Below are 21113 nucleotides of genomic sequence, written 5' to 3' on the forward strand. Positions count from 1 at the left end.
CAATTGCGAGAGCTAAAATCCGGGGACACTGAAGTGGGAATGACGTTGCTAAAAGGGCTGTCATGCTGAGCCTGTCGAAGCATAGCGGGCAAAGGCCTATACGCGCGAGTCTTCGACAGGCTCAGACTGACAGGCCTTTACACCTTGAAAATCGAATATGTCATAGGCAGGAACGAAGCAATCGCGAACTATCCATATTTGCTATGCAAAGTCCGCGATTGCCGCGCTGCGCTACCCATGACGTGTTTGCAAAAAATAGCCTTTTGTCATGCTGAACGCAGTGAAGCATCTGCTCTCCGCCATGCCTCTTCGCCCTGTACAGTCTGCGAATAGATCCTTCACTGCGTTCAGGATGACAAACCTTTTAGCAACGTCATTCCCCCCTTCAGAGTTTCGCGAAATTTTACCACTCGTATGACATGAAAGATTATCACTTAACCAATACCCCAATATAATAATTAAAAGTATCAACCTCAATATTATCCCTGGTTGCACCGGCTAATTCTATCGGTTTAAAACGGGTTGTTGGGGTGATGAATTTATAGTCGCCCCCCTTAATCCGTATTTTAACGGGCATATTGAAACCTTTGGCCTCGGCGCTGGTCCAGCGGCAGTATGTTTTGCCTTTCCTTACCATCAGCTCCAGTATAGGCAGGGTTTTATAATGCAGGTATTGGTCAAATACCGGCGACAGGTCGATACCTGCCTGCTTGTTAATGAAATCAACTACCTCGTTGTAAGTTACCGTTTGATGATAGAACGTTTTGTTGAGCCCGCGCAGGATATTGCGCCATTTTTCGTCATCATTAATAATGGTGCGGATCATGTTGAGCAAATTACCGCCCTTGTAATACATATCGCCCGAGCCCTCTTTGTTCACGTTGTATGGGCCTACTATGGGGCTATCGTTTGCAATATTAGCACGTGTGCCGTGCACATATTCCTGCCCCGCCTGCTTGCCATAATATGTTTCGATAAACAATGATTCTGAATAATTGGTAAAACTTTCATGGATCCACATATCGCCCAGGTCTTTCGAGGTAATGTTATTACCGAACCATTCGTGCCCGCTTTCGTGCACAACAATGAAATCCCACTTAAGTCCCCAACCTGTGCCCGAAAGGTCGCGACCGAGGTATCCATTTTGGTAATGGTTTCCATAAGCAGTACCACTCTGGTGTTCCATACCCAGGTGATGACTTTCCACCAGTTTGTAACCGTCCTCATAAAAAGGATAAGGACCAAACCAGTGTTCAAAAGCTTTAAGCATGCGCGGTGCATCAAGTCCCCATTGCTTTTTGGCTTTTTTTATATTATAACTTAAAGGCCAAAAGTCCATAGTAAGCTTGCCTTTTTCGCCTTCGTATACACCTTCGTAGTGGGTATAGTCGCCAATGTTAGCCTCTATATCATAATTATTGATGGGGTTAGCTACAAACCAATCAAACCGGGTATACCCGTCTTTCAGATTGGTGACTTTGCGCAAACGACCATTCGAAACATCTTTTAAGCCTTTTGGTACGCTGATGCTAATAAGCGCGCTATCCACTTCGTCGGCCTGCTGATCCTTAGTAGGCCACCATACGCTGGCACCCATACCCTGGCAGGCTGTTGATACCCATGCATGGCCCAGTGAATCTGTATTGTACTCAACACCTCCATCCCAGGGTGCGCGTTTAGCTATGGTTGGGTTACCGGAGTAGTAAACGGCAAATTCATCCTTACTGCCTTTAGGGATATTTTGGGGAAAGGTTAAAAACACAGCGTTAAACTCACGGGTGTATTTCAATTCCTGCCCTTTGTAAACAACCTTTGCTATCTGGAGGTTATTCCACAAATCAAACTGCAGCGTGCTAAAATCATTAACAGCGGTAAACTTAAACAGCACATTACCGCTGATGAATTTTTTATCGATATCAAACTTCACATCCAGGTGATAATAGTTGATATCGTAACAGGTTCGCAGGGGCGTGGTTAACGAACCGCGTAAAGTATCGGCCTTTGTAAACGTTTCTTTTGCGGTACCCAATTGAGCCCTCGCCGGCAAAAAGCTTGCACCAGCCATTAAAAGGCCCAGCGTGTATTTGTATAGATTTTTATTTTGCATATTTAGCCCCCTCTAAATCTCCCCCGGTAGGGGAGACTTTTGATTGTCTTTTTGTAATTAATTTTTTTTCAAGCCCTCCCTACCGGGGAGGGGTTTGGGTGGGGCCTAATCCACCAGCACCCCTATATAATAATTAAACGTATCAGCCTCAATATTATCCTTGCCTGCACCTTCTATATCAACCGGTGTAAAATGGGTTGTTGGGGTGATAAATTTATACTCACCGCCTTTTACCCTTACCAATACAGGCATGCTAAAATCTTTTACATTGGCTATCCACCGGCTGCAAAATTTACCTCCTTTTGTGGCAAACTCCAGCGTTGGCAGGTTTTTGTAATGCAGGTACTGATCAAATATGGGCAATAGTTTTTTGCCCGACTGCCCGGTGATGTAGTTAACAACCTGGTTATAAGTTACCGTTTGATGATAGAATGTTTTGTTAAGGCCGCGAAGGATATCGCGCCATTTTTCGTCATCATTAATAATGGTGCGTACCATGTTAAGCACCACCGCACCTTTAGGGTACATATCGTCGGAACCTTCTTTGTTCACATCATACGGACCAACAACAGGGCCATCATTATTAATACCGGCCCTCAAACCAAAATTATATTCCTGGCCGGCTTTTTTGCCCCAGTTATCTTCTATAAACAACGATTCGGAATAGCAGGTAAAGCTTTCGTGGATCCACATATCGCCCATATCTTTCCCGGTGATGTTATTACCAAACCACTCGTGGCCGCTTTCGTGTACAATAATGTAATCCCACCTGGTTCCCCAGCCTGTTCCCGACATGTCATAACCCAGGTAGCCATTTAAGAAATGATTACCATAAGCCGTAGCGCTTTGATGCTCCATGCCTAAATGCGGAGTTTCAACCAGCTTATAGCCATCCTCATAAAAAGGGTATGGGCCAAACCAGTGTTCAAAAGCTTTAAGCATGGGTTTTGCATTGGCGCCGAAATGTTCTTTTGCTTTTTCAAGACTGGCAGGCAGCACCCAGTAATCCATCGTGAGCTTGCCTTTTTCGCCCATATAGCTATCGCTGAAATGAGTATAGTCGCCAATGTTTGCAACAACATCATAGTTGTTGATAGGGTTTGCCACAAACCAATCGAACCGGGTATAACCATTGTTCAAAGGCGTTACCTTACGCAGGCGACCGTTGGATACATCTTTCAGTCCTTTAGGTACACTGATGCTGATGAGCATGCTATCAACCTCATCGCTCAAATGATCTTTATTAGGCCACCAGATGCTGGCGCCCACACCTTCGCATGCAGTAGCTACCCAAGGCTTTTTTAGCGAATCTTTTTTAAATACCAATCCGCCATCCCATGGTGCATTTACCGCAATGGTTGGCTTACCCGAATAATAAACGGTAAACTGATCCTTGCTGCCTTTTACAATGGCTTTGGGGAAAGTTACAAACACTGCATTGGCATCGCGTTTAAATGGCAGCATTTTGCCTTTATAAACTAACTTATCTACCGATAGGTTTGCAAACAGGTCAAACTGCAGTTGGGTAAAATCCTGCGTGGCGGTAAACTTAAAGAGGTTGCTGCCACTGATAGATTTTTGAGCGATATCAAACTTCACATCCAGGTGGTAGTAATTAATATCGTAACAGGTACGCAAAGGCGTTAAATTACCGCGCAGACTATCGGCATGGGTGAAGGCTTCTTTTTCCTGCAGGAGCTGGGCATGGGATACAAATGGAATTAATCCAACAAGGATCAAGAGCGAGCATAAGGGCTTAAAGTTCATATCTAAAGATGCGCGGAAATGAAGTGAATAATAAAGTCTGTCAATTATAGTGACTAATTTAGCAACATAATTGCTAACAAATAATTTAATACAACACTGTTACATTAAAGGGTTAATAATTAACCATAGTTGGTTAAAATAAGGACACGTGCAGCGTTCAGTTTATTCATTTTCGTATCATTGCTGCCCCATTTCAAATTTTAAAACTATGGCTCATTTCCCCACGCAATATTCTACCTTATCGGCCATCGCTTTAAAAGCTTATATTGAGGATACTTATGGGTTGCAGCTTATAAGCTGCAAGTATTTATTACGTGGCGTAAGTGATACTTATATCATAGAGGCCGCCAATACCAAATATGCGCTAAAGATCTACCGCGAACAGCATCGGTCTGTAGATGAAATAAAAGGAGAAATAGAACTGCTGAACCTGTTAAATGAAAAAGGCGCAAGTGTTTCTTATCCAATTAAAGATCTCAAGGGCTATCAACTGCAAAAGTTTGAAGCTGCAGAAGGTATCCGCTATGGTATTTTGTTTTCTTATGCCGAAGGCGCCCCTGTTTTTGACTTTACCGATGAGCAGTTGAGAACCATAGGTAAGCAAATGGCAATTGTTCATAATATAACATCAGCTATCCAGCTAAAGCATCCCCGCAGGGAATATACTATTGAAACTACGCTTAATGCACCCTTAAAAAGTTTTGAGCCTGCTTTTAAAGATCTGCCGGATGAGTATGCTTATTTACAGGATATAGCCGGTAAAGTAGCACAAAAGCTGGCCTCCTTAGATACTACCGGATTTAGTTACGGCTATTGCCAGTACGATTTTCTGCCCAAGAACTTCCACTTTAATGAAGCCGGAACTTTAACCTTCTTCGATTTCGACTTTGCAGGCAAGGGTTTCCTGGCTAACGACCTGATGTCGTTTTTCGTGCATTTTTTTATGCATGTTTATACCGGCAAGATCAGCGATGAAGAAGCCGAACGAATGTTTGCGGTTTTTTTATCGGCCTACCGTGAAATAAGGGGGGTTAGCGAAGAAGAGCTAAAAGCAATCCCTTACCTGGGTGTAGGGTTCTGGATCTTTTATTTAGGATTTCAGTACGAGCACTTTGATGACTGGTCGAACCTGTTTTTTGGACCAAGGTTTGTTAAGGATAGGGTAACACTCATCAGGGCATGGTCAGATAAGTATTGCGGGTTTTGATTTTGTAGCGTAAACATTTTCAAGTCCGGCCCGGGAAACTGCCGGGTATGCACATGTTATGATTAAAACAACTTTTCTGATCTTCCTGAATCTTTTTCGTCCGCTGTTGCGTTTTTGATTTTATGACAATTGGTAATTTGTTGATTATTAAATAGATGCAATTCTTTACTGTTTCACTTGTTGCGAACGCAACAGTTTTGGATGATATTTAAAATTTAAAAGAAGTGCAAATGCAAACCCTTGTCACATACAACATTTTGACCTCGCCGATATAAATAATAAGCTAATTACCATTAACTTTGCCGTCCATAAAACACACTACTATGCAATATGATGTTATCGTTATCGGTTCGGGCCCAGGTGGCTATGTGGCCGCTATACGTTGTGCCCAGCTGGGTTTAAAAACCGCTATCGTCGAAAAGTATAACACCCTTGGCGGTACCTGCCTTAATGTAGGCTGTATCCCTTCAAAGGCGCTGTTAGATTCATCCGAACATTACCATAACGCCGCCCATACTTTTACTACACACGGTATCAAGCTTGATAATTTAGGTATTGATTTTGGCCAGATGGTAAAGCGCAAGCAGGAAGTAGTGGATGCCAATACCAGCGGCATTAGTTATCTGATGAAGAAAAACAAGATAGATACCCATTTTGGTACCGGATCTTTTAAAGATAAAAACACCATCACCGTTAAAAAAGCAGATGGCACCGAAACCGAGATCACCGGTAAAAATGTGATCATTGCAACCGGTTCAAAACCATCCGCTTTACCATTTTTAAAGATCGATAAAAAACGCATCATCACCTCAACCGAAGCTTTATCGCTTACCGAAGTACCTAAGCACCTGGTACTGATAGGTGGCGGTGTTATTGGTTTGGAGCTGGGTTCTGTTTATGCGCGTTTAGGCGCCAAGGTATCTGTAATTGAGTTTATGGATGGCATTATCCCAACTATGGATAAAGCATTGGGCCGCGAACTACAAAAAGTATTGAGCAAACTGGGCATGGAATTTTACCTGGGTCATAAAGTTACCGGCGCTACCGTAAAAGGCAAAGAAGTGACCGTAACTTTTGATACCCCTAAAGGCGAAAAGAAAGAGCTGAAAGGCGATTACTGCCTGGTAGCTGTTGGCAGGGTAGCTTATACCGATAATTTAGGCCTGGATAAAATAGGCATTACCGTTGAAGAACGCGGCCGTAAAATTACCGTTAACGATCACCTGGAAACCAGCGTTAAAGGTGTTTATGCTATTGGCGATGTGATAAAAGGTGCTATGCTTGCCCACAAAGCCGAAGATGAAGGCACTTTGGTTGCCGAGATAATTGCCGGCCAGAAACCGCATATTGATTATAACCTTATCCCGGGCGTGGTATATACCTGGCCCGAAGTTGCCGCTGTTGGGCAAACAGAAGAGCAATTGAAAGCTGCCGGAGTAAAATATAAAACAGGATCGTTCCCGTTCAAAGCCAGCGGCCGCGCCCGTGCTAGTGGTGACCTGGATGGTTTTGTGAAAGTTTTGGCCGATGCCACTACCGACGAGATCTTAGGCGTACACATGATAGGTCCCCGTGCTGCAGATATGATAGCCGAGGCTGTTGTAGCCATGGAGTTCCGTGCGTCAGCAGAAGATATTGCCCGTATCAGCCATGCACATCCAACCTATACCGAAGCCATGCGTGAAGCGTGTTTGGCAGCTACCGAGAACAGAGCGATACACATTTAGGATTTCGGAATTGAGAATTTTGATTACGGATTTTTAAACTTCGAAGTAAGGAATACCAGGGCAGAAACAATTTAAGTGTTTCTGCCTTTTTTGTTTTTAGATTAGGTTGTAAAATGCAGATGCTTTTGAATATCGCTATTGTTTTAATAACCATTGTAACCGTGGAGGCATTGTCCTGGGCAATGCATAAATATTTGTTCCATGGTCCGCTTTGGTTCATCCATAAGACACATCACCAGGAAAAACATAGTTTTTTAGAACTGAACGACATCTTTAGTATCGCCTTTGCTTCGCTGGCTTTGTGGCTGATGTGGCTGGGGCGTTATAATTTAGATTACCACTTGTGGATTGGCATTGGCATAAGCATTTACGGCATCATCTATTTTATTTTTCATGACTGGTTTATTCATAACCGCTTCAAGGCTTTTAAAAGTAATAATTGCTATTTGATGGCTATCCGCAGGGCGCATAAAATTCACCATAAATCATTGGAGAAAGATGGCGCGGAAGAGTTTGGGTTGTTGGTGGTGGGGAGGAAGTGGTTTAGGAGGTGAAATTGTCTGAACCGGAATTAAACGAATTAAAGAATTTTAGGAATTTCTGTTAAATATCTAATTCTATTAATTCAAAAAATTCGTTTAATTCCGGTTCAGACAAAAACACACTTTACACCGCTACCACATGTTTACCCTTTTTATAACCAATAGTGGCAAAATAAAGGATGAATAAATAAATAGGTATTAAAATTACATAAGCGGATTGGGCCGATATTTTATCGACCAATAAACCATAAATAGGCGGGAAAACGGCAGCTCCGGCAATACCCATTACCAGTAACGACGAACCTATTTTTGTAAACCTGCCTAACCCTGAAAGTGCCAGTGGCCAAATAGCTGGCCACATTAATGAGTTGGCCAAACCTAAAAGCGCTATGCAGCTTATAGATGCATATTTAGGAGTGAAAAGAGCACATGCCGTTAATATAACACCAAATACCGCCGAACAAACCAACGCTTTTTGCTGTGAAATGTACCTTGGAATAAACACGATACCGGCAATATAGCCGATCACCATGCATATTAATGTTCCGGATGCAAAATACTTGGCCGTAGAAAGCGGGATATCATGTGCTATGCCATAACCTATTATTGAATCGCCTGCGATAACTTCGGCACCAACATAAAAAAACAGCGCTAACACGCCCAATATCAAATGCGGAAATTGCATTATACTGGTTTTGCCTGAGTTGGCAGCGGCTACAGTTTCGTCTTCATGGTCGGTATCAATTTCTGGCAGGCCAGAAAAATAGATGAGCACAGCTAATATGGCCAATACAATAACCATTAATACATAAGGTAAAATCACCCTGGAGGCTAATTCATTCAGCTCGGCTGTTTTTTGGGCAACATCTAATTTTGCAAGGTTGGCATTAAACGCATCAATATTATTTAAAACCACGGCCCCAAGCGCTATTGGCGCCAATACACCGGCAAATTTGTTAAATATCCCCATCACACTGATCCGTTTTGCAGCACTCTCTGGCGGGCCAACTATCGTGATGTATGGGTTTGATGCCGATTGTAAAACCGCAAGCCCGCTGCCCTGTACAAATAAGCCTATTAAAAAGATAGCGTAGGTACGGGTTAAAGCGGCAGGTATAAAAATAAGTGCGCCAATGGCAATGATGACAAGACCTACTGCCATTCCGTTTTTAAAACCAAATATTTTAAGCAGCCAGGCTGATGGCTTGGCCATTAACAGGTAAGCTATGTAAAAGGCGCTGGCCACCAAATACGATTCGCGATTGTTTAGCTGGCAAGCTATTTTTAAATAAGGTATCAATACCGAATTTAACCAGGTTACAAAACCGAAAATAAAAAACAAAACGCCTATGATAATTACCGGGCTTACAATTGTTTTCTTTTGTGCCGATATTTCGGATTTGGTAATGGTTGTCATTTCTTTTATTTAAATCGTTAATAAGTTAATCAAGTTCCTAAAATAATTAAAAAAGTTGATAAATTATGTTCTTGATATGAAAATTTTAAAATAAGTAAATTTAAACGATATCTACCCCTGGAGGCACCCTGGGGATCTGGGTATACAACTCGAACCAATACTGTTGCCTGGCTTTGAAATTGAAACAGGCGACACCTACAGCATCTAAAAAGGATATCTGCTGTGCTATAACAACCTGGATGCATACCTGGTGCAATCCGATTTAAATTCCGAAATTCGGGCGCTTACATTTTTCAATGAAGATATTAATAGTAAACAATACCCGGATCCCCGCCGCAAAGTATGGTGGTACCGAAAGGGTGATCTGGTGGCTGGGCAAGGAGCTTACACGCCTTGGTCATCAAATAACTTACCTTGTAGCCGCCGGTTCCTCATGCCCGTTTGCCAGGGTGTTGTTTTATGATCCCGCTGTTGATATGAACCAACAGGTGCCCGATGATATTGATGTGGTGCATTTTCATTTCCAGGTGAGTGGGTTTACAAAGAAGCCTTACCTTATTAATGTCCATAATAATCCAGCCTACGGGCAGTCGCTTGATCATAATTCGGTATTTGTTTCTGCCGACCATGCCCAACGCTATGGCGGTACCGCTTTTGTGCATCACGGTCTGGATCCGGACGATTACCACAAGCCCAACCTGTCAAAAAAACGGATACACACCCATTTTTTAGCAAAAGCCGCATGGAAGGTTAAAAACGTTAAAGGCGCTATTGATATAGCTACCCAAAGCGGCAATAAACTCATTGTATTAGGTGGTACCCGGTTAAATTTAAAAATGGGCATTAGATTTACACCAAACCTGAATGTGAGGTTTAAAGGAATGGTTGATAATGACGAGAAAGCCGTGGTACTCAATAGTTCAAAAGCGTTGCTGTTCCCGGTGCTTTGGCACGAGCCTTTTGGTTTAGCCATTATTGAAAGTTTATACTTTGGTTGCCCGGTGCTGGGCACACCTTATGGGTCATTGCCCGAATTGGTACCCGCAGAGGTTGGTTTGCTAAGTAATAGTAAGCAGATCCTTACAGACGGACTTAGATCAGTAGATGGCTTTAGCAACCAGCTATGTCATGATTATGCGATGGAGAATTTTACAGTTCAAAAAATGGCAAAAAAATACCTGCAGCTTTATGAGCAGGTTATGAATGGCAAAATATTGAATGCCGGAACGCCAACTTTGCTGGTAGCTAATACAGTAAAATATTTGCCCTGGGATRGTTAGTAATGTTAAAGTTTAATAACGTATACGGTTAGTCAAAAGTTTTAAGTTCTGAAAAGGACACATTTCACTTACCGCTAACTCTTTTAACTTTACCATTATATATTAATACCGTTAAGTTAAGGAAACATCTAAGTTTTATTTTTGCAGGATGCCCGGGAGCCAACATGGCAATAATTACACTATTTTAGATCACGAGCATTGTTATGAAAAAATCTTAATGCATAGATGTTATATACTGCATAATAATTAATACCCTTGTGAATAGCTTTGCAAATCCTATATCATCGGCACAAAAAAAAGCATACCTATTGGTACTGTTGCTGTCTATATTGGTAAATGTGGCTGGCATAGGCGTAAAATACTTTACAGACGATCCGGGTTTGTACAGCATATTGGCCCGCAATATGGCTCAAAGCAACAACTTTTCCGATCTGATTTATCATGGCAGGGATTGGCTGGATAAGCCGCACTTTCCTTTTTGGATGGCTGCACTTAGTTTTAAAATTTTTGGCATTAATACCATAGCATATAAGTTACCCGCGCTGTTGTTTTTTTTCATTTCAGTTGTGTACACTTATAAGCTGGCAAAAAAATTCTACGGGTCAGAAACGGCCTTAATAGCCATACTCATATTGCTTACAGCTCAACATGCAATAATGTCAAATACTGATGTGCGTGCCGAGCCCTATATTATGGGTTTACTGATGGGTGCGGTTTACCATTTTTATAAGGTAAGGGATCGGTTTAGCTTTATTGATATAGTATTGGCATCCTTATTTACAGCCTGCGCTGTAATGACCAAGGGGATTTATTTGCTCATCCCTATCGGGAGCGCCATCATTGGCGATTATATATTTAAGAAAGATTTTAAAGGCTTGTTTAACTGGAAATGGCTGTTGGCCATTATCCTGGTGGCTATTTTTACATTACCCGAAATTTATACCTTATATATACAGTTTGACCTGCATCCCGAAAAAGTGGTTTTTGGCCGCACAGGCATTTCGGGTATCCATTGGTTTTTATGGGACAGCCAGTTTGGGCGCTTTAATAATAATGGTTTTATAAGGAACAGCCACGGCGATCCTTTCTTTTTCCTGCATACATTGCTTTGGGCATTCGCTCCCTGGGCATTTTTATTATATTACTTATTTTTCAGGTTTATCCGGAATGTTATTAAGGGAACGGTTTTACCCGAATATGTTACCATCAGCGGCGCTATTATTATGCTGTTGATATTTTCTGTCTCCAAATTTCAGCTGCCTTTTTATACCAATATCCTTTTCCCTTTTTTCGCTATCATCACTGCTGTTTTTATACGTGAGATCATCGGCAGTAATAAAAACCTTTTTTTTAGCATTACTCAATATATAACAACCGGACTGTTGATAGTACTCATTATTGTACTGAATTTTGCTTTCGCACCCGGTAACTGGCCTGTATTTTTATTGCTGGCGCTTATATTGCTGGCGGTTACCTGGTATATCTATAAAAATAGCGGAACAAAAATTCGGGCTTTGTTTTTATTTACCTGTTGCGTTGCTGTATGGCTTAATGCTTATTTAATAATGGTAGTTTATCCAACATTAGACTATTTTAAGGGAGATGTGCATGCGGCAGAATATATTAACCAATATTATCCAAAAAACCAGGTGATATCAGCATTTAACGCTCAAAATGCCTTTGAATTTTATACTCAACAGCCTGTTTCGTTTATGGATATTACCCAAGCCAGTAAGCATGGCAACGCACTCCTGTTAATTAATGAAGATCAAAAAGCCGAATTGCAAAAAACCGACACGCCATTTCAACTGCTGAAAGAGTTTGACAATTATCCTAATGAGAATATTACCTTGCCATTTCTCATCGAATCTAAAAGAATGACAACGCTAAATCATTTCTTTTTGGTGAAGATAAACGGTATCGCAAAATAAAAATTCCGAAATTCGCCATAATTCCGAAATCGAACGTCCTACATCCGACATCAAATTATGCTGCAAATACAGGAAAACGTATCTCTTAAAAACTTTAACACTTTTGGTATTGATGCCTGTGCCAGGTATTTTGTGGAGATAGCCCACGAGGATAACCTGGTTGAATTGTTTGCTGATCCGCTATGGCTGCAAACCGAAAGGTTGGTAATAGGCGGTGGCAGTAATTTATTATTGGTTACTGATTTTGATGGTTTAGTTATCCGGATGAATATTCGTGGCATCGAGCACCGTATAAGCCATAACGATGTATTTGTTGAGGCCGGCGGCGGCGAGGTATGGAACGACCTGGTAAACTTTTGTGTAGCCCGGGAATATGCAGGTATCGAAAACTTAAGCCTCATCCCAGGTTCTGTGGGTGCATCTCCTATTCAAAACATTGGCGCTTACGGTGTAGAGCTTAAGGATACTTTTGTAAGCTGCAAGGCTTTTGAAATAGCTACGAGTACTTTTAAAATCTTTAGCAAAGCCAATTGTAAATTTGGCTACCGCGAAAGTGTTTTTAAAAATGAGCTGAAAGGGCAATACATTATTGTATCGGTAAAGTTTCATTTATCACTTATCCCCAATATCAATACCCAGTATGGCGCCATAGGGCAAGAGCTGGCAGTGCGGGGTATTGCATCGCCTACAATAAAAGATGTTTCAAAGGTAGTATCACATATCAGGGTATCTAAACTGCCCGATCCTTCAACCATAGGCAATGCCGGTAGTTTCTTTAAAAACCCGGTGATAAGTAAGCCGGAATTTGAAGCTGTACACACTAAGTACCCTGATGTAGTAAATTATCCGGCCGCCGATGGGCAGGTAAAATTAGCCGCCGGATGGCTTATTGAGCAATGCGGATGGAAGGGAAAAACTGTTGGCCACACAGGAACCTGGAAGAACCAGGCTTTGGTATTAGTGAATCATGGGGGTGCCACGGGCAAGGAGATATACAGCTTTTCGTCGCAAATCATAGACAGTGTGTACACTAAATTTGGCGTTATGCTACAACGCGAGGTGAATATTATTAGTTAAAAATTTAAATTTTAACTAAATATTTCATTTTGTTTTCATTATTTACAAACAGCATTCGTGTTACAATTGTAGTTTTCGTTATTGTTTTTTATTTGCCATTTATTGCTTTTAATGCACTGTTTGTTAGCTATTTAATTACAATAGCAGTGTAATATATACACATAAGGTTTTGTTAGCAGTTTTTTGGTTAATGAGTGAGTTTTGTAGTTAACATAGCGCTAAGTGGCATCATGCTTGCCTAACTATTAACACAAAACTTTAACAAAATGACAAAGATTGAGTTTAACACCCTTGTATTGCGCCAGGCAACGTCACTAAGGTCTTATGCCTTACACTTTACCCATGACGCAGACGATGCTAACGACCTTGTTCAGGACACAATGTTGAAGGCCATAACTTATTACAATAAGTTTAAAGAAGGCACAAATTTAAAAGGATGGTTATACACCATCATGAAAAATACCTTTATCAACAACTATCGCCGTTTTGTTAAAATGAGCACATTTGTTACCAAGAGTGACGAGATCTCATCTCCAAACCTGGTATTCAGTTCAACAAAAAACCAGGGCGAAGCCAAATTTGTGATGGATGATATTAAAAGAGCTTTGGACAGACTGCCCGGAGATTACTACATACCATTTACCATGTATTTTGAAGGCCATAAATACCATGAGATAGCCGATCATTTAGAGATCCCTATAGGTACAGTAAAGACCCGCATCCACGTAGCCCGTAAGCTGCTAAAGAAAAACTTAAAAGCTTATGATAATGGCATTACAAAACCTGTGTACGCAGAGAACTGATATCATAAACTCAATATCATAATTCTTTAAACAGAAAAACCCGCTTCGTTGGCGGGTTTTTCTGTTTAAAGTTGTGTTATCGATAAGTGATAAGGCCCGCCCATAAAATTGATATTATAATGTTAACCAAGCTCTTTCATTGCCTCCCTGGCCACTATCTGCCCCGAAATAATTGCCGGCGGAACACCCGGGCCGGGTACAGTTAACTGACCGGTGTATAACATGTTTTTAATATGCTTTGCCCGCATGGCCGGTTTAAAAAAAGCCGTTTGTGCCAAAGTATTGGCCAGGCCATAGGCATTGCCCTTAAAGGAGTGGTAGTCGGCTTTAAAATCATTGAGCGCATAGCTGCGTTTAACAACTATCGCGTCTCGGATATCCTGCCCGGTGAGCCGTTTAAAGCGATCGAGCATCAGACCGAAATATTTTTCGCGGATGCTTTCATCATCATGCAACCCTGGCGCTACAGGCATCAGGAAGAAAAGGTTTTCGCCCCCTTCAGGCGCTGCGCCGCTATCTGTTTTTGAGGTACAGCAAACATAAAACAGCGGACTGGTAGGCCACACTGGTGTGGTATAAATCTCTTTGGCATGCAGTTCAAAATCCTCATCAAAAAATAAATTGTGATGTTTGATACCCGCCGCTTTTTTGTTGATGCCAATATAAAATAACAGGCTTGATGGCGACATCGTTCGGCTATCCCAATATTGCGCTGTGTAGTTTTGGTGCTGCTTATCTAACAAGTGTTGATCAACGTGCTCGTAATCGGCGCCGGCTATCACAAAATCGGCATAAAAAACACCTTTATTGGTTTGCACGCTGTTTACCTGCTTATTTTCAACATCAAGTTTGGTTACTTCAGTATCCAGCTTTATTTCCACGCCAAGTTCTTCTGCAAGGCTTACCATGGCTTTTACAATTTCGTTCATGCCACCCTGGGGGTACCAGGTGCCCAGGGCAAGGTCGGCATAGTTCATCATGCTGTACATGGCCGGTGTATTTTGTGGGGTAGCACCAAGAAACAGCACCGGGAACTCCAATAGCTTTATCAGCTTAGGGTTTTTAAAGTATTTGCGCACATGCCTGCTCATACTACCCAGCAACTGCAGGCTGAAACTTTTTTTGATAAGGTTAAAATCGATAAATTCGGTTATGGAATGCGAAGGGCGAAATACATATTCGCCCATGCCAACTTTGTATTTGTAGGCGGCCTGTTTTAAAAATTCCTTTAAACCTGTACTGCTGCCGGGCTCTGTTTGTTCAAAAAGGGCTTCCAATTCTTCCATCCCGGCAGGCACATCCATAATATCATCCTTGCCAAAATAAACGCGGTAGCCCGGATCTAAGCGCTCCAATTGGTAATAATCGGATGTTTTTTTGCCAAACAGCGCGAAAAAGTTTTCGAACACATCGGGCATCCAATACCAGCTGGGGCCCATATCAAACTTAAAGCCATCCTGCTCCCAAACCCCTGCCCTGCCGCCCGCCTGGTTATTCTTTTCAAGTATGGTAACCTTAAACCCCTCTTTAGCCAAAACGCAGGCAGCTGATAAGCCGGCAAAACCAGCTCCTATAACGATGATGTGCTTATTATTGTTCATTTGTAGTGGTTCCTGTTGCCGGGTTCGCGTTTGCTGTAACCGCCCTAATCCCACCCCTCGTAACACGCACGCCGAACCCAATCTCTGTGTAAGGTAAATTGTTTTGTGCGGATAAAAAACAATACGGATGCGATTTTGTATTTTTGAACACAACGGCATTGCAAATGATGAAACTGTACGATGAGACCTGTTTTGAATGCAGTAAGTTAATCACCCAAAAATACAGCACTTCTTTCAGTTTGGGGATAAGGGCATTTGATAAGTGTTTCCGTTATCCTATTTATGCCATTTATGGTTTTGTAAGATATGCCGACGAAATTGTGGATACCTTTCATGAACATAATAAATTGCAGCTCATCAGTGATTTTCGCAAGGAAACTTTTAAGGCAATTGAAGATGGCATCAGCCTTAACCCGGTTATTCATTCTTTTCAACAGGTGATTACCAGGTATGCTATAGACCACCAACTGATAGATGCTTTTTTACGCTCGATGGAAATGGACCTCGACCAAAAACAGTATGATTGCGAAAAGTATAACACTTATATTTATGGGTCGGCGGAGGCAATTGGGTTGATGTGCCTGCGGGTTTTTACTAATAATGACAATGACCTTTACCATGTGCTGTTGCCCCAGGCCCGAAGCCTGGGTGCGGCTTTTCAAAAGGTAAATTTCTTACGTGATATAAGGTCAGATTTTAAAGAGCGTGGCCGAACCTATTTCCCTGGTGTTGATTTTAATAATTTTACCGAGCAGGATAAAATAGGTATCCAGGAAGACATTCAGAAGGATTTCAACGAGGCCTTTAAGGGTATACAACGGTTACCCAACGGTACTCGGCTGGGTGTTTATATTGCCTATGTATACTACCTGCAATTGTTTAAAAAAATAAGCTATACACCGGCAAATGTTATCCTTCAAAAAAGAATCCGTATTTCTGATACCCGCAAAATAGGGTTATACGTTAAAGCTGTATTGCAACAAAAACTAAATGTGATTTGATGAAGCAACGTGTATTTTTTTTAGTCCCGTTTTTTTTATTGCTGATTGCACAAAACGTAAAAGCTGATGACCTCAATCTAAAAAACATACGCAAGCAGTTGGTAATAGCTATAGATAACAGCAAAACCACCGATTCATTGTACAAAAGCCTGACCGCTATAAAGAACCCTACAGGATTGGTTTGCGGATACAAAGGGACTTTGCTGGCATTAAAAGCCAAACATTCCTGGAACCCCTACCTTAAGTTCAAGTATTTAAATAACGCTGAAACCACGCTTAAAGCAGCTGTAAATGCCGATCCGCATAATATAGAGATCCGTTTTATGCGTTTTTCTATTGAGCATAATGTACCCGGTTTTTTAGGTTTTAATAAAGATCTGGCTGCCGACAGGGAAGATATTATTGCCCAGTTAGATAAAAAAAATTATGGCACTGCAGATAAGGAGCTTACCGTTGCCATAATTAAATTTCTGATTCAATCAAAACGCTGCACACAAGCCCAAAATGATGATCTGAATAAACATTTAGCCGAATTAAAGTGAAATACGCTTACCTGCTAATAAATATACTTACGGTGTTTTTCCCGATTGTTTTATCGTTTGATAAAAAAGTACATTTTTACAAAAGCTGGAAATTCAYCTGGCCGGGAATGCTTATAACAGGCCTATTCTTTTTGTTTTGGGATGTATTGTTCACTCAGAAAGGGGTATGGGCTTTCAATTCGCATTACATCATTGGCATAACCTTTTGGGGATTACCCTTGGAGGAAGTCTTGTTTTTTTTAACAGTACCCTTCGCATGCCTTTTCATATATGCCTGCCTAAACTATTACACCAGATGGAGGATAAATACCCCGTTAACCCGTATTATTAATAGTTTATTAGTTATGTTATGCATATCCGGGCTAATATTTTATTATGACAGGATTTATACAGCAATTACTTTGGGGCTATTATTGGTATTGTTGTTGATATTACAATACGCTATCAAGGTAAGCTGGCTTAACAGGTTCTATATTGCTTATATGGTTGCACTTATTCCGTTTTATATTGTAAATGTTTTTTTAACTTCAATACCAATAGTACTTTACAATAATAACGAGAATTTAGGCATAAGGGCAGGGACGATCCCTGTAGAAGATCATTTTTATTTAATGGCCCTGCTGTTGATGAACATCGGCTTTTTTGAATATTTTAAGGCTAAAAAACAAAGCTAATGACTCATTTGCCTGAATATACCCGATCACAACTTGCTCTTCGTAACGGGCAGGATAAGCCGCAGATCTGGGTGGCCTATAAAGGCATTATATACGATGTAACCGAAAGCCGCCTATGGAGCAATGGCAAACACTATGAGCACTGGGCCGGCCAGGATTTAACACCAGAGCTTGTGGATGCTCCGCATACAGAAACGGTGTTTGAAAAATTTGAGAAAGTAGGGAAACTTAAATAGCCCCGAAATAGAAAACCTACGAAGTTTTGGAAACTTCGTAGGTTTCAAACAACATGCAAATTTGCAAATCAAAAGCCCTCTCCATTAGAGCTGGCTGCATGAGGTTCTTATAACTCAAACTTTGCCAGGCTTATGAACTCCTGTATACGGGCTGTAATTTCCTGTTGTGATAAATTTCTTAATCTTTCGGAGCCAAATTTTTCGACACAGAATGAGGCCAGTGCCGAGCCAAAGATAATCCCGTTTTTGATGTTATTAAAGCTCACTGTGCCCACTTTGGCCATATAGCCGATAAATCCCCCGGCAAAGGTGTCGCCGGCGCCTGTAGGATCAAACACTTCGGCCAGCGGCAGGGCGGGTGCGCTGAATATTTTATCCTCGTGAAAAAGCAGGGCACCATGTTCGCCTTTTTTAATGATAAGATATGTAGGTCCCATGGTTAATATTTTGCGGGCAGCCTTAACCAATGAGAATTCGCCTGATAGCTGGCGGGCTTCGGCATCATTAATGGTTAAAATATCAACCATGCTGATAGTTTTTAAAAGCTCATCGAGTGCAATGTCCATCCAAAAGTTCATGGTATCCATTACAATGAGTTTGGGGCGGTTGGTTAACCGGTTTATAACACTTTGTTGTACTTGTGGCGATAAGTTACCCAGCATCAGGAACTCGCAATCCTGGTATGAATCGGGAATGATAGGGTCAAAATCGGCCAAAACATTCAGTTCGGTAACCAGCGTATCCCGGCTATTCATATCATTATGGTACTTCCCGCTCCAAAAAAATGACTTTTCGCCTTCTTTAATTTGCAACCCTTCAGTATCTACATTATGTTTATTAAGGTCTTCGATTTCGCTTTGCGGAAAGTCATCACCTACCACAGCAACAATATTTATATCATCATAAAAGTAAGATGCGCCCAAACTTGCAAAGGTGGCCGACCCGCCAACGATTTTTTCTGTCTTCCCAAAGGGTGTTTCAATAGCGTCAAATGCCACAGTACCAATAACTAACAAACTCATGTAAAATATTTTTAATTTTTTTGTCGCAAATATTGTGAAATTACCGCAGAAATTATACTTTTGCACCACTCCAAACGGAAAATAGTCCTGAGTAGCTCAGCTGGTTAGAGCATCTGACTGTTAATCAGAGGGTCGCTGGTTCGAGCCCAGCCTCAGGAGCAAAGGGCAAGCACGTTAAAACGGTCGCTTGCCCTTTCTATTTCAATATAAAAAGCCTTTTGATGCGATTATGATTTCCATTGTAATATGGGAATTTCACTTTTTTGGCGAATACGGGGCTATAGCAACAATTTTCAATTTCTTGGTTTACTTAGACTGTTGCAGTACCTCGATTAACTGTCTTAGACAGACGAAATGCAGCAAGCAAGTAATAAAAGGCGCCAAATGCGGCATACCCGGCCAGACTGGTAATGCCTTTTGTCGGGTCGTGTGCCAGCAGGATAAAAGAAGTGCCGCCGATTATGGACTGGCCACCGCTGATGATCATAGGCCATTGCCCGCCTAAAAATTTTCTGCGGCGTAATCCTAAGATCAGTTGAATCAATCCTGTTCCAATTGCCCAGGCACCGAAAACCATCAATGCTTCAGGAACGCCCTTCTGTACAGCGATGCTTACAGCTACAGTAGCGATGCCACTGATTACAGCATTTACATATTGTGGTGTTTTAGACGGGCTGCCGTGATTGGCGCGAATATCGAGGAACGTGCCCACTACGTCCCAGGCCGGATAGATGATCAGTAAAACGCTGGAACCCCCCATAGATGTTTTTGCAAAAAGGGTAATAAGAATCACCCAGACCACCGAAAAGGCTGCGCGGATAAAATAAAGCTTGCGTAATGATCTGGCAGTTTCAACGGCCTGTTTGCCAACTACTGCATTAGATTGAGAATTTGATGTCATAATTAAAATTTTAAATGTTTTATGATTTCAAAGTTCTCCGGTATTATCTGGCACATTTTTCACTTAAGTTAAAATGCAGATAAACATTACGGTACAATTACAGTTTTAATGCGGTGGCAAATTTTCACTTAAGTGAAAATGCTTACGTTATATTCAGATTATATTTGAGGGATTGTTTAACAGTGATTGTTTAGCAGGGATTGTTAACGCAGCACAGCTATCGACGAATTGGTTGCAGAGGTGATGCAAGTACCACCAATGCCTATAAATATTTATGTACGATCAAAGCTGCCAAGTCAACCGAACCAAAAGCATTAAAAGAATTTCTTTGTTAGTTTAGGTTAAAAATCTACGCTGGAAGATTGACGGCTTTTGCTGAGTTTGAATTGCTGGTTTAATAATAGCCGGATCATAATTTTATAGACAAATTTATACAATGATCAAATGACCGATAAAAACGATATCGTCTTTCAGCATCTGAGGAATTTTGCCTCGTTGAGTGATAAAGACATTAGCGATAGCCAGCCATTTTGGAAAGCGCGGAAAATAAATAAAGGGGACTTTTTCAACATGCAAAGCATGGTTTGCAATGACCTTGGATTGATAGTCAAAGGCATATTCAGGATTTACTTTCGTGACCCGGATACAAAAGAAGATAAGAACATATTCTTTTTCTCGGAAAATCAGTTTGTCGTTTCTTTTAGGAGTTTCGTATCACGCAACCCCTGTTGGTATTTTATCGAAGCGATGGAAGATTCGGAAATTTTCTTCATTTCCTATAAGGACCTTAACAGTCTTTATGAAACCCATCCTAACTGGGGAAAATTCGGCAGGTTGCTGGCCGAATTATTCTTTAATATCGCGCAAACGCGCACAGAAGAATTCATTTTTTTCTCTCATGAACAACGCTATATCAGGTTGTTGGAAGAACATCCGGATATTGTTGAGCGTATCCCGGCTTATCACATCTCATCTTACCTCGGTATCACAAACCCTTCACTGAGTCGGATCAGGAAGCGTATTGAAAATAAAAAGGCTGTATAAGATATATCCTTATCTTAAAAAAACTGTATGGTCCATCTTAGGACTAACCGAATCCACTGTATAGTAATTACAGGATTTACTCACCAATCTGCATAGCTATTCCAGGACGAATCAGCATTCTGTCCGCATGTGCACAATCACCGTCCGCTATCGAACAGTTTACAAAAACCCCAATTAATTAAATATCTAATAATCAATTATTTATAAAATGGCACTGGTATTGGCATTGGCATT

The 21113-nt window shown here is 41.3% G+C and carries 18 protein-coding genes, 1 tRNA gene and 1 pseudogene; 14 read left to right on the forward strand and 6 right to left on the reverse strand.

Annotated features, from left to right (window positions below; all coding sequences use genetic code 11):
* Window positions 1-430 precede the first annotated feature (430 nt).
* Together AC1DPZ_RS04800 and AC1DPZ_RS04805 are read right to left on the reverse strand one after the other, a co-directional pair.
* Entirely contained in the window at window positions 431-2107 is a 1677-nt protein-coding gene (locus tag AC1DPZ_RS04800; RefSeq protein ID WP_477401616.1) for a M1 family metallopeptidase, read from the reverse strand.
* 105 nt (window positions 2108-2212) lie between these two features.
* A complete protein-coding gene (locus AC1DPZ_RS04805; protein ID WP_477401617.1) occupies window positions 2213-3874 on the reverse strand; it encodes a M1 family metallopeptidase in 1662 nt (553 codons plus the stop codon).
* A 208-nt stretch (window positions 3875-4082) separates the two neighbouring features.
* On the opposite strand from AC1DPZ_RS04805, the gene AC1DPZ_RS04810 reads away from it, so the two are divergent.
* The 3 genes from AC1DPZ_RS04810 (at window position 4083) to AC1DPZ_RS04820 (ending at window position 7362) form a co-directional block, all read left to right on the forward strand.
* The gene (locus AC1DPZ_RS04810; protein ID WP_477401618.1) at window positions 4083-5081 is read left to right on the forward strand and encodes a phosphotransferase; all 999 of its coding nucleotides are present in this window, start codon (window positions 4083-4085) and stop codon (window positions 5079-5081) included.
* 323 nt (window positions 5082-5404) lie between these two features.
* Window positions 5405-6808: a dihydrolipoyl dehydrogenase gene (gene lpdA / locus AC1DPZ_RS04815; RefSeq protein WP_477401620.1), complete on the forward strand. Its 1404-nt coding sequence runs from the start codon at window positions 5405-5407 to the stop codon at window positions 6806-6808.
* A 113-nt stretch (window positions 6809-6921) separates the two neighbouring features.
* Window positions 6922-7362: a sterol desaturase family protein gene (locus AC1DPZ_RS04820; protein ID WP_477401621.1), complete on the forward strand. Its 441-nt coding sequence runs from the start codon at window positions 6922-6924 to the stop codon at window positions 7360-7362.
* Window positions 7363-7474: 112 nt separating this feature from the next.
* Here AC1DPZ_RS04820 and AC1DPZ_RS04825 read toward each other — a convergent pair whose 3' ends face one another.
* The gene (locus tag AC1DPZ_RS04825) at window positions 7475-8767 is read right to left on the reverse strand and encodes a sugar MFS transporter (protein WP_477401623.1); all 1293 of its coding nucleotides are present in this window, start codon (window positions 8765-8767) and stop codon (window positions 7475-7477) included.
* Between the two features lie 296 nt (window positions 8768-9063).
* Here AC1DPZ_RS04825 and AC1DPZ_RS04830 point away from each other — a divergent pair, with 296 nt between their 5' ends.
* The 4 genes from AC1DPZ_RS04830 (at window position 9064) to AC1DPZ_RS04845 (ending at window position 13858) form a co-directional block, all read left to right on the forward strand.
* Window positions 9064-10047, forward strand: a complete 984-nt coding sequence (locus AC1DPZ_RS04830) for a glycosyltransferase (protein ID WP_477401624.1) — start codon at window positions 9064-9066, stop codon at window positions 10045-10047.
* Between the two features lie 257 nt (window positions 10048-10304).
* A complete protein-coding gene (locus AC1DPZ_RS04835; protein ID WP_477401625.1) occupies window positions 10305-11978 on the forward strand; it encodes an ArnT family glycosyltransferase in 1674 nt (557 codons plus the stop codon).
* 57 nt (window positions 11979-12035) lie between these two features.
* Window positions 12036-13055: a UDP-N-acetylmuramate dehydrogenase gene (gene murB, locus AC1DPZ_RS04840; RefSeq protein ID WP_477401627.1), complete on the forward strand. Its 1020-nt coding sequence runs from the start codon at window positions 12036-12038 to the stop codon at window positions 13053-13055.
* 266 nt (window positions 13056-13321) lie between these two features.
* Entirely contained in the window at window positions 13322-13858 is a 537-nt protein-coding gene (locus AC1DPZ_RS04845; protein WP_477401628.1) for an RNA polymerase sigma factor, read from the forward strand.
* Window positions 13859-13980: 122 nt separating this feature from the next.
* Here the strand turns inward: AC1DPZ_RS04845 and AC1DPZ_RS04850 are convergent, their stop codons facing one another.
* Window positions 13981-15459, reverse strand: a complete 1479-nt coding sequence (locus AC1DPZ_RS04850; protein WP_477401630.1) for a phytoene desaturase family protein — start codon at window positions 15457-15459, stop codon at window positions 13981-13983.
* A 164-nt stretch (window positions 15460-15623) separates the two neighbouring features.
* Between AC1DPZ_RS04850 and AC1DPZ_RS04855 the strand changes: the two genes are divergently transcribed.
* The 5 genes and pseudogenes from AC1DPZ_RS04855 to AC1DPZ_RS04875 all read left to right on the forward strand — a co-directional run bounded on the left by AC1DPZ_RS04855 (window position 15624) and on the right by AC1DPZ_RS04875 (window position 17912).
* Entirely contained in the window at window positions 15624-16460 is an 837-nt protein-coding gene (locus AC1DPZ_RS04855; protein WP_477401632.1) for a phytoene/squalene synthase family protein, read from the forward strand.
* The gene (locus AC1DPZ_RS04860; RefSeq protein ID WP_477401634.1) at window positions 16460-17002 is read left to right on the forward strand and encodes a hypothetical protein; all 543 of its coding nucleotides are present in this window, start codon (window positions 16460-16462) and stop codon (window positions 17000-17002) included. The genes AC1DPZ_RS04855 and AC1DPZ_RS04860 overlap by 1 nt, the downstream gene beginning before the upstream one ends.
* Window positions 17003-17034: 32 nt before the next feature.
* Window positions 17035-17223: pseudogene (locus AC1DPZ_RS04865) on the forward strand (lycopene cyclase domain-containing protein); the annotation flags it as partial.
* 123 nt (window positions 17224-17346) lie between these two features.
* Window positions 17347-17676: a lycopene cyclase domain-containing protein gene (locus AC1DPZ_RS04870; protein WP_477401649.1), complete on the forward strand. Its 330-nt coding sequence runs from the start codon at window positions 17347-17349 to the stop codon at window positions 17674-17676.
* Window positions 17676-17912 carry a cytochrome b5 domain-containing protein gene (locus AC1DPZ_RS04875; protein ID WP_477401635.1) on the forward strand — a complete coding sequence of 79 codons (237 nt, stop codon included), beginning with the start codon at window positions 17676-17678 and terminating at the stop codon, window positions 17910-17912. Before AC1DPZ_RS04870 ends, AC1DPZ_RS04875 begins: the two co-directional genes overlap by 1 nt.
* A 107-nt stretch (window positions 17913-18019) precedes the next feature.
* Here AC1DPZ_RS04875 and AC1DPZ_RS04880 read toward each other — a convergent pair whose 3' ends face one another.
* Window positions 18020-18934: a PfkB family carbohydrate kinase gene (locus tag AC1DPZ_RS04880; protein WP_477401637.1), complete on the reverse strand. Its 915-nt coding sequence runs from the start codon at window positions 18932-18934 to the stop codon at window positions 18020-18022.
* An 85-nt stretch (window positions 18935-19019) separates the two neighbouring features.
* Between AC1DPZ_RS04880 and AC1DPZ_RS04885 the strand changes: the two genes are divergently transcribed.
* Window positions 19020-19093 (forward strand) — tRNA-Asn (locus tag AC1DPZ_RS04885).
* Between the two features lie 151 nt (window positions 19094-19244).
* Here AC1DPZ_RS04885 and AC1DPZ_RS04890 read toward each other — a convergent pair.
* Window positions 19245-19835 (reverse strand): hypothetical protein, encoded by a 591-nt coding sequence (locus AC1DPZ_RS04890; protein ID WP_477401638.1) that lies wholly within the window; start codon window positions 19833-19835, stop codon window positions 19245-19247.
* A gap of 444 nt (window positions 19836-20279) precedes the next feature.
* Between AC1DPZ_RS04890 and AC1DPZ_RS04895 the strand changes: the two genes are divergently transcribed.
* Entirely contained in the window at window positions 20280-20879 is a 600-nt protein-coding gene (locus tag AC1DPZ_RS04895; protein ID WP_477401639.1) for a Crp/Fnr family transcriptional regulator, read from the forward strand.
* Window positions 20880-21113: the final 234 nt, after the last annotated feature.

It is taken from the genome of Mucilaginibacter sp. P4_G9 (genome assembly GCF_056400985.1).

What these genes read in the sequence shown, in the direction of transcription:
- AC1DPZ_RS04800 (WP_477401616.1), bottom strand. Translation starts at nt 2,107, where the DNA reads ATGCAAAATAAAAATCTATACAAATACACGCTGGGCCTTTTAATGGCT.
- AC1DPZ_RS04805 (WP_477401617.1), bottom strand. Translation starts at nt 3,874, where the DNA reads ATGAACTTTAAGCCCTTATGCTCGCTCTTGATCCTTGTTGGATTAATT.
- AC1DPZ_RS04810 (WP_477401618.1), top strand. Translation starts at nt 4,083, where the DNA reads ATGGCTCATTTCCCCACGCAATATTCTACCTTATCGGCCATCGCTTTA.
- lpdA (WP_477401620.1), top strand. Translation starts at nt 5,405, where the DNA reads ATGCAATATGATGTTATCGTTATCGGTTCGGGCCCAGGTGGCTATGTG.
- AC1DPZ_RS04820 (WP_477401621.1), top strand. Translation starts at nt 6,922, where the DNA reads ATGCAGATGCTTTTGAATATCGCTATTGTTTTAATAACCATTGTAACC.
- AC1DPZ_RS04825 (WP_477401623.1), bottom strand. Translation starts at nt 8,767, where the DNA reads ATGACAACCATTACCAAATCCGAAATATCGGCACAAAAGAAAACAATT.
- murB (WP_477401627.1), top strand. Translation starts at nt 12,036, where the DNA reads ATGCTGCAAATACAGGAAAACGTATCTCTTAAAAACTTTAACACTTTT.
- AC1DPZ_RS04845 (WP_477401628.1), top strand. Translation starts at nt 13,322, where the DNA reads ATGACAAAGATTGAGTTTAACACCCTTGTATTGCGCCAGGCAACGTCA.
- AC1DPZ_RS04850 (WP_477401630.1), bottom strand. Translation starts at nt 15,459, where the DNA reads ATGAACAATAATAAGCACATCATCGTTATAGGAGCTGGTTTTGCCGGC.
- AC1DPZ_RS04855 (WP_477401632.1), top strand. Translation starts at nt 15,624, where the DNA reads ATGATGAAACTGTACGATGAGACCTGTTTTGAATGCAGTAAGTTAATC.
- AC1DPZ_RS04860 (WP_477401634.1), top strand. Translation starts at nt 16,460, where the DNA reads ATGAAGCAACGTGTATTTTTTTTAGTCCCGTTTTTTTTATTGCTGATT.
- AC1DPZ_RS04870 (WP_477401649.1), top strand. Translation starts at nt 17,347, where the DNA reads ATGTTATGCATATCCGGGCTAATATTTTATTATGACAGGATTTATACA.
- AC1DPZ_RS04875 (WP_477401635.1), top strand. Translation starts at nt 17,676, where the DNA reads ATGACTCATTTGCCTGAATATACCCGATCACAACTTGCTCTTCGTAAC.
- AC1DPZ_RS04880 (WP_477401637.1), bottom strand. Translation starts at nt 18,934, where the DNA reads ATGAGTTTGTTAGTTATTGGTACTGTGGCATTTGACGCTATTGAAACA.
- AC1DPZ_RS04890 (WP_477401638.1), bottom strand. Translation starts at nt 19,835, where the DNA reads ATGACATCAAATTCTCAATCTAATGCAGTAGTTGGCAAACAGGCCGTT.
- AC1DPZ_RS04895 (WP_477401639.1), top strand. Translation starts at nt 20,280, where the DNA reads ATGACCGATAAAAACGATATCGTCTTTCAGCATCTGAGGAATTTTGCC.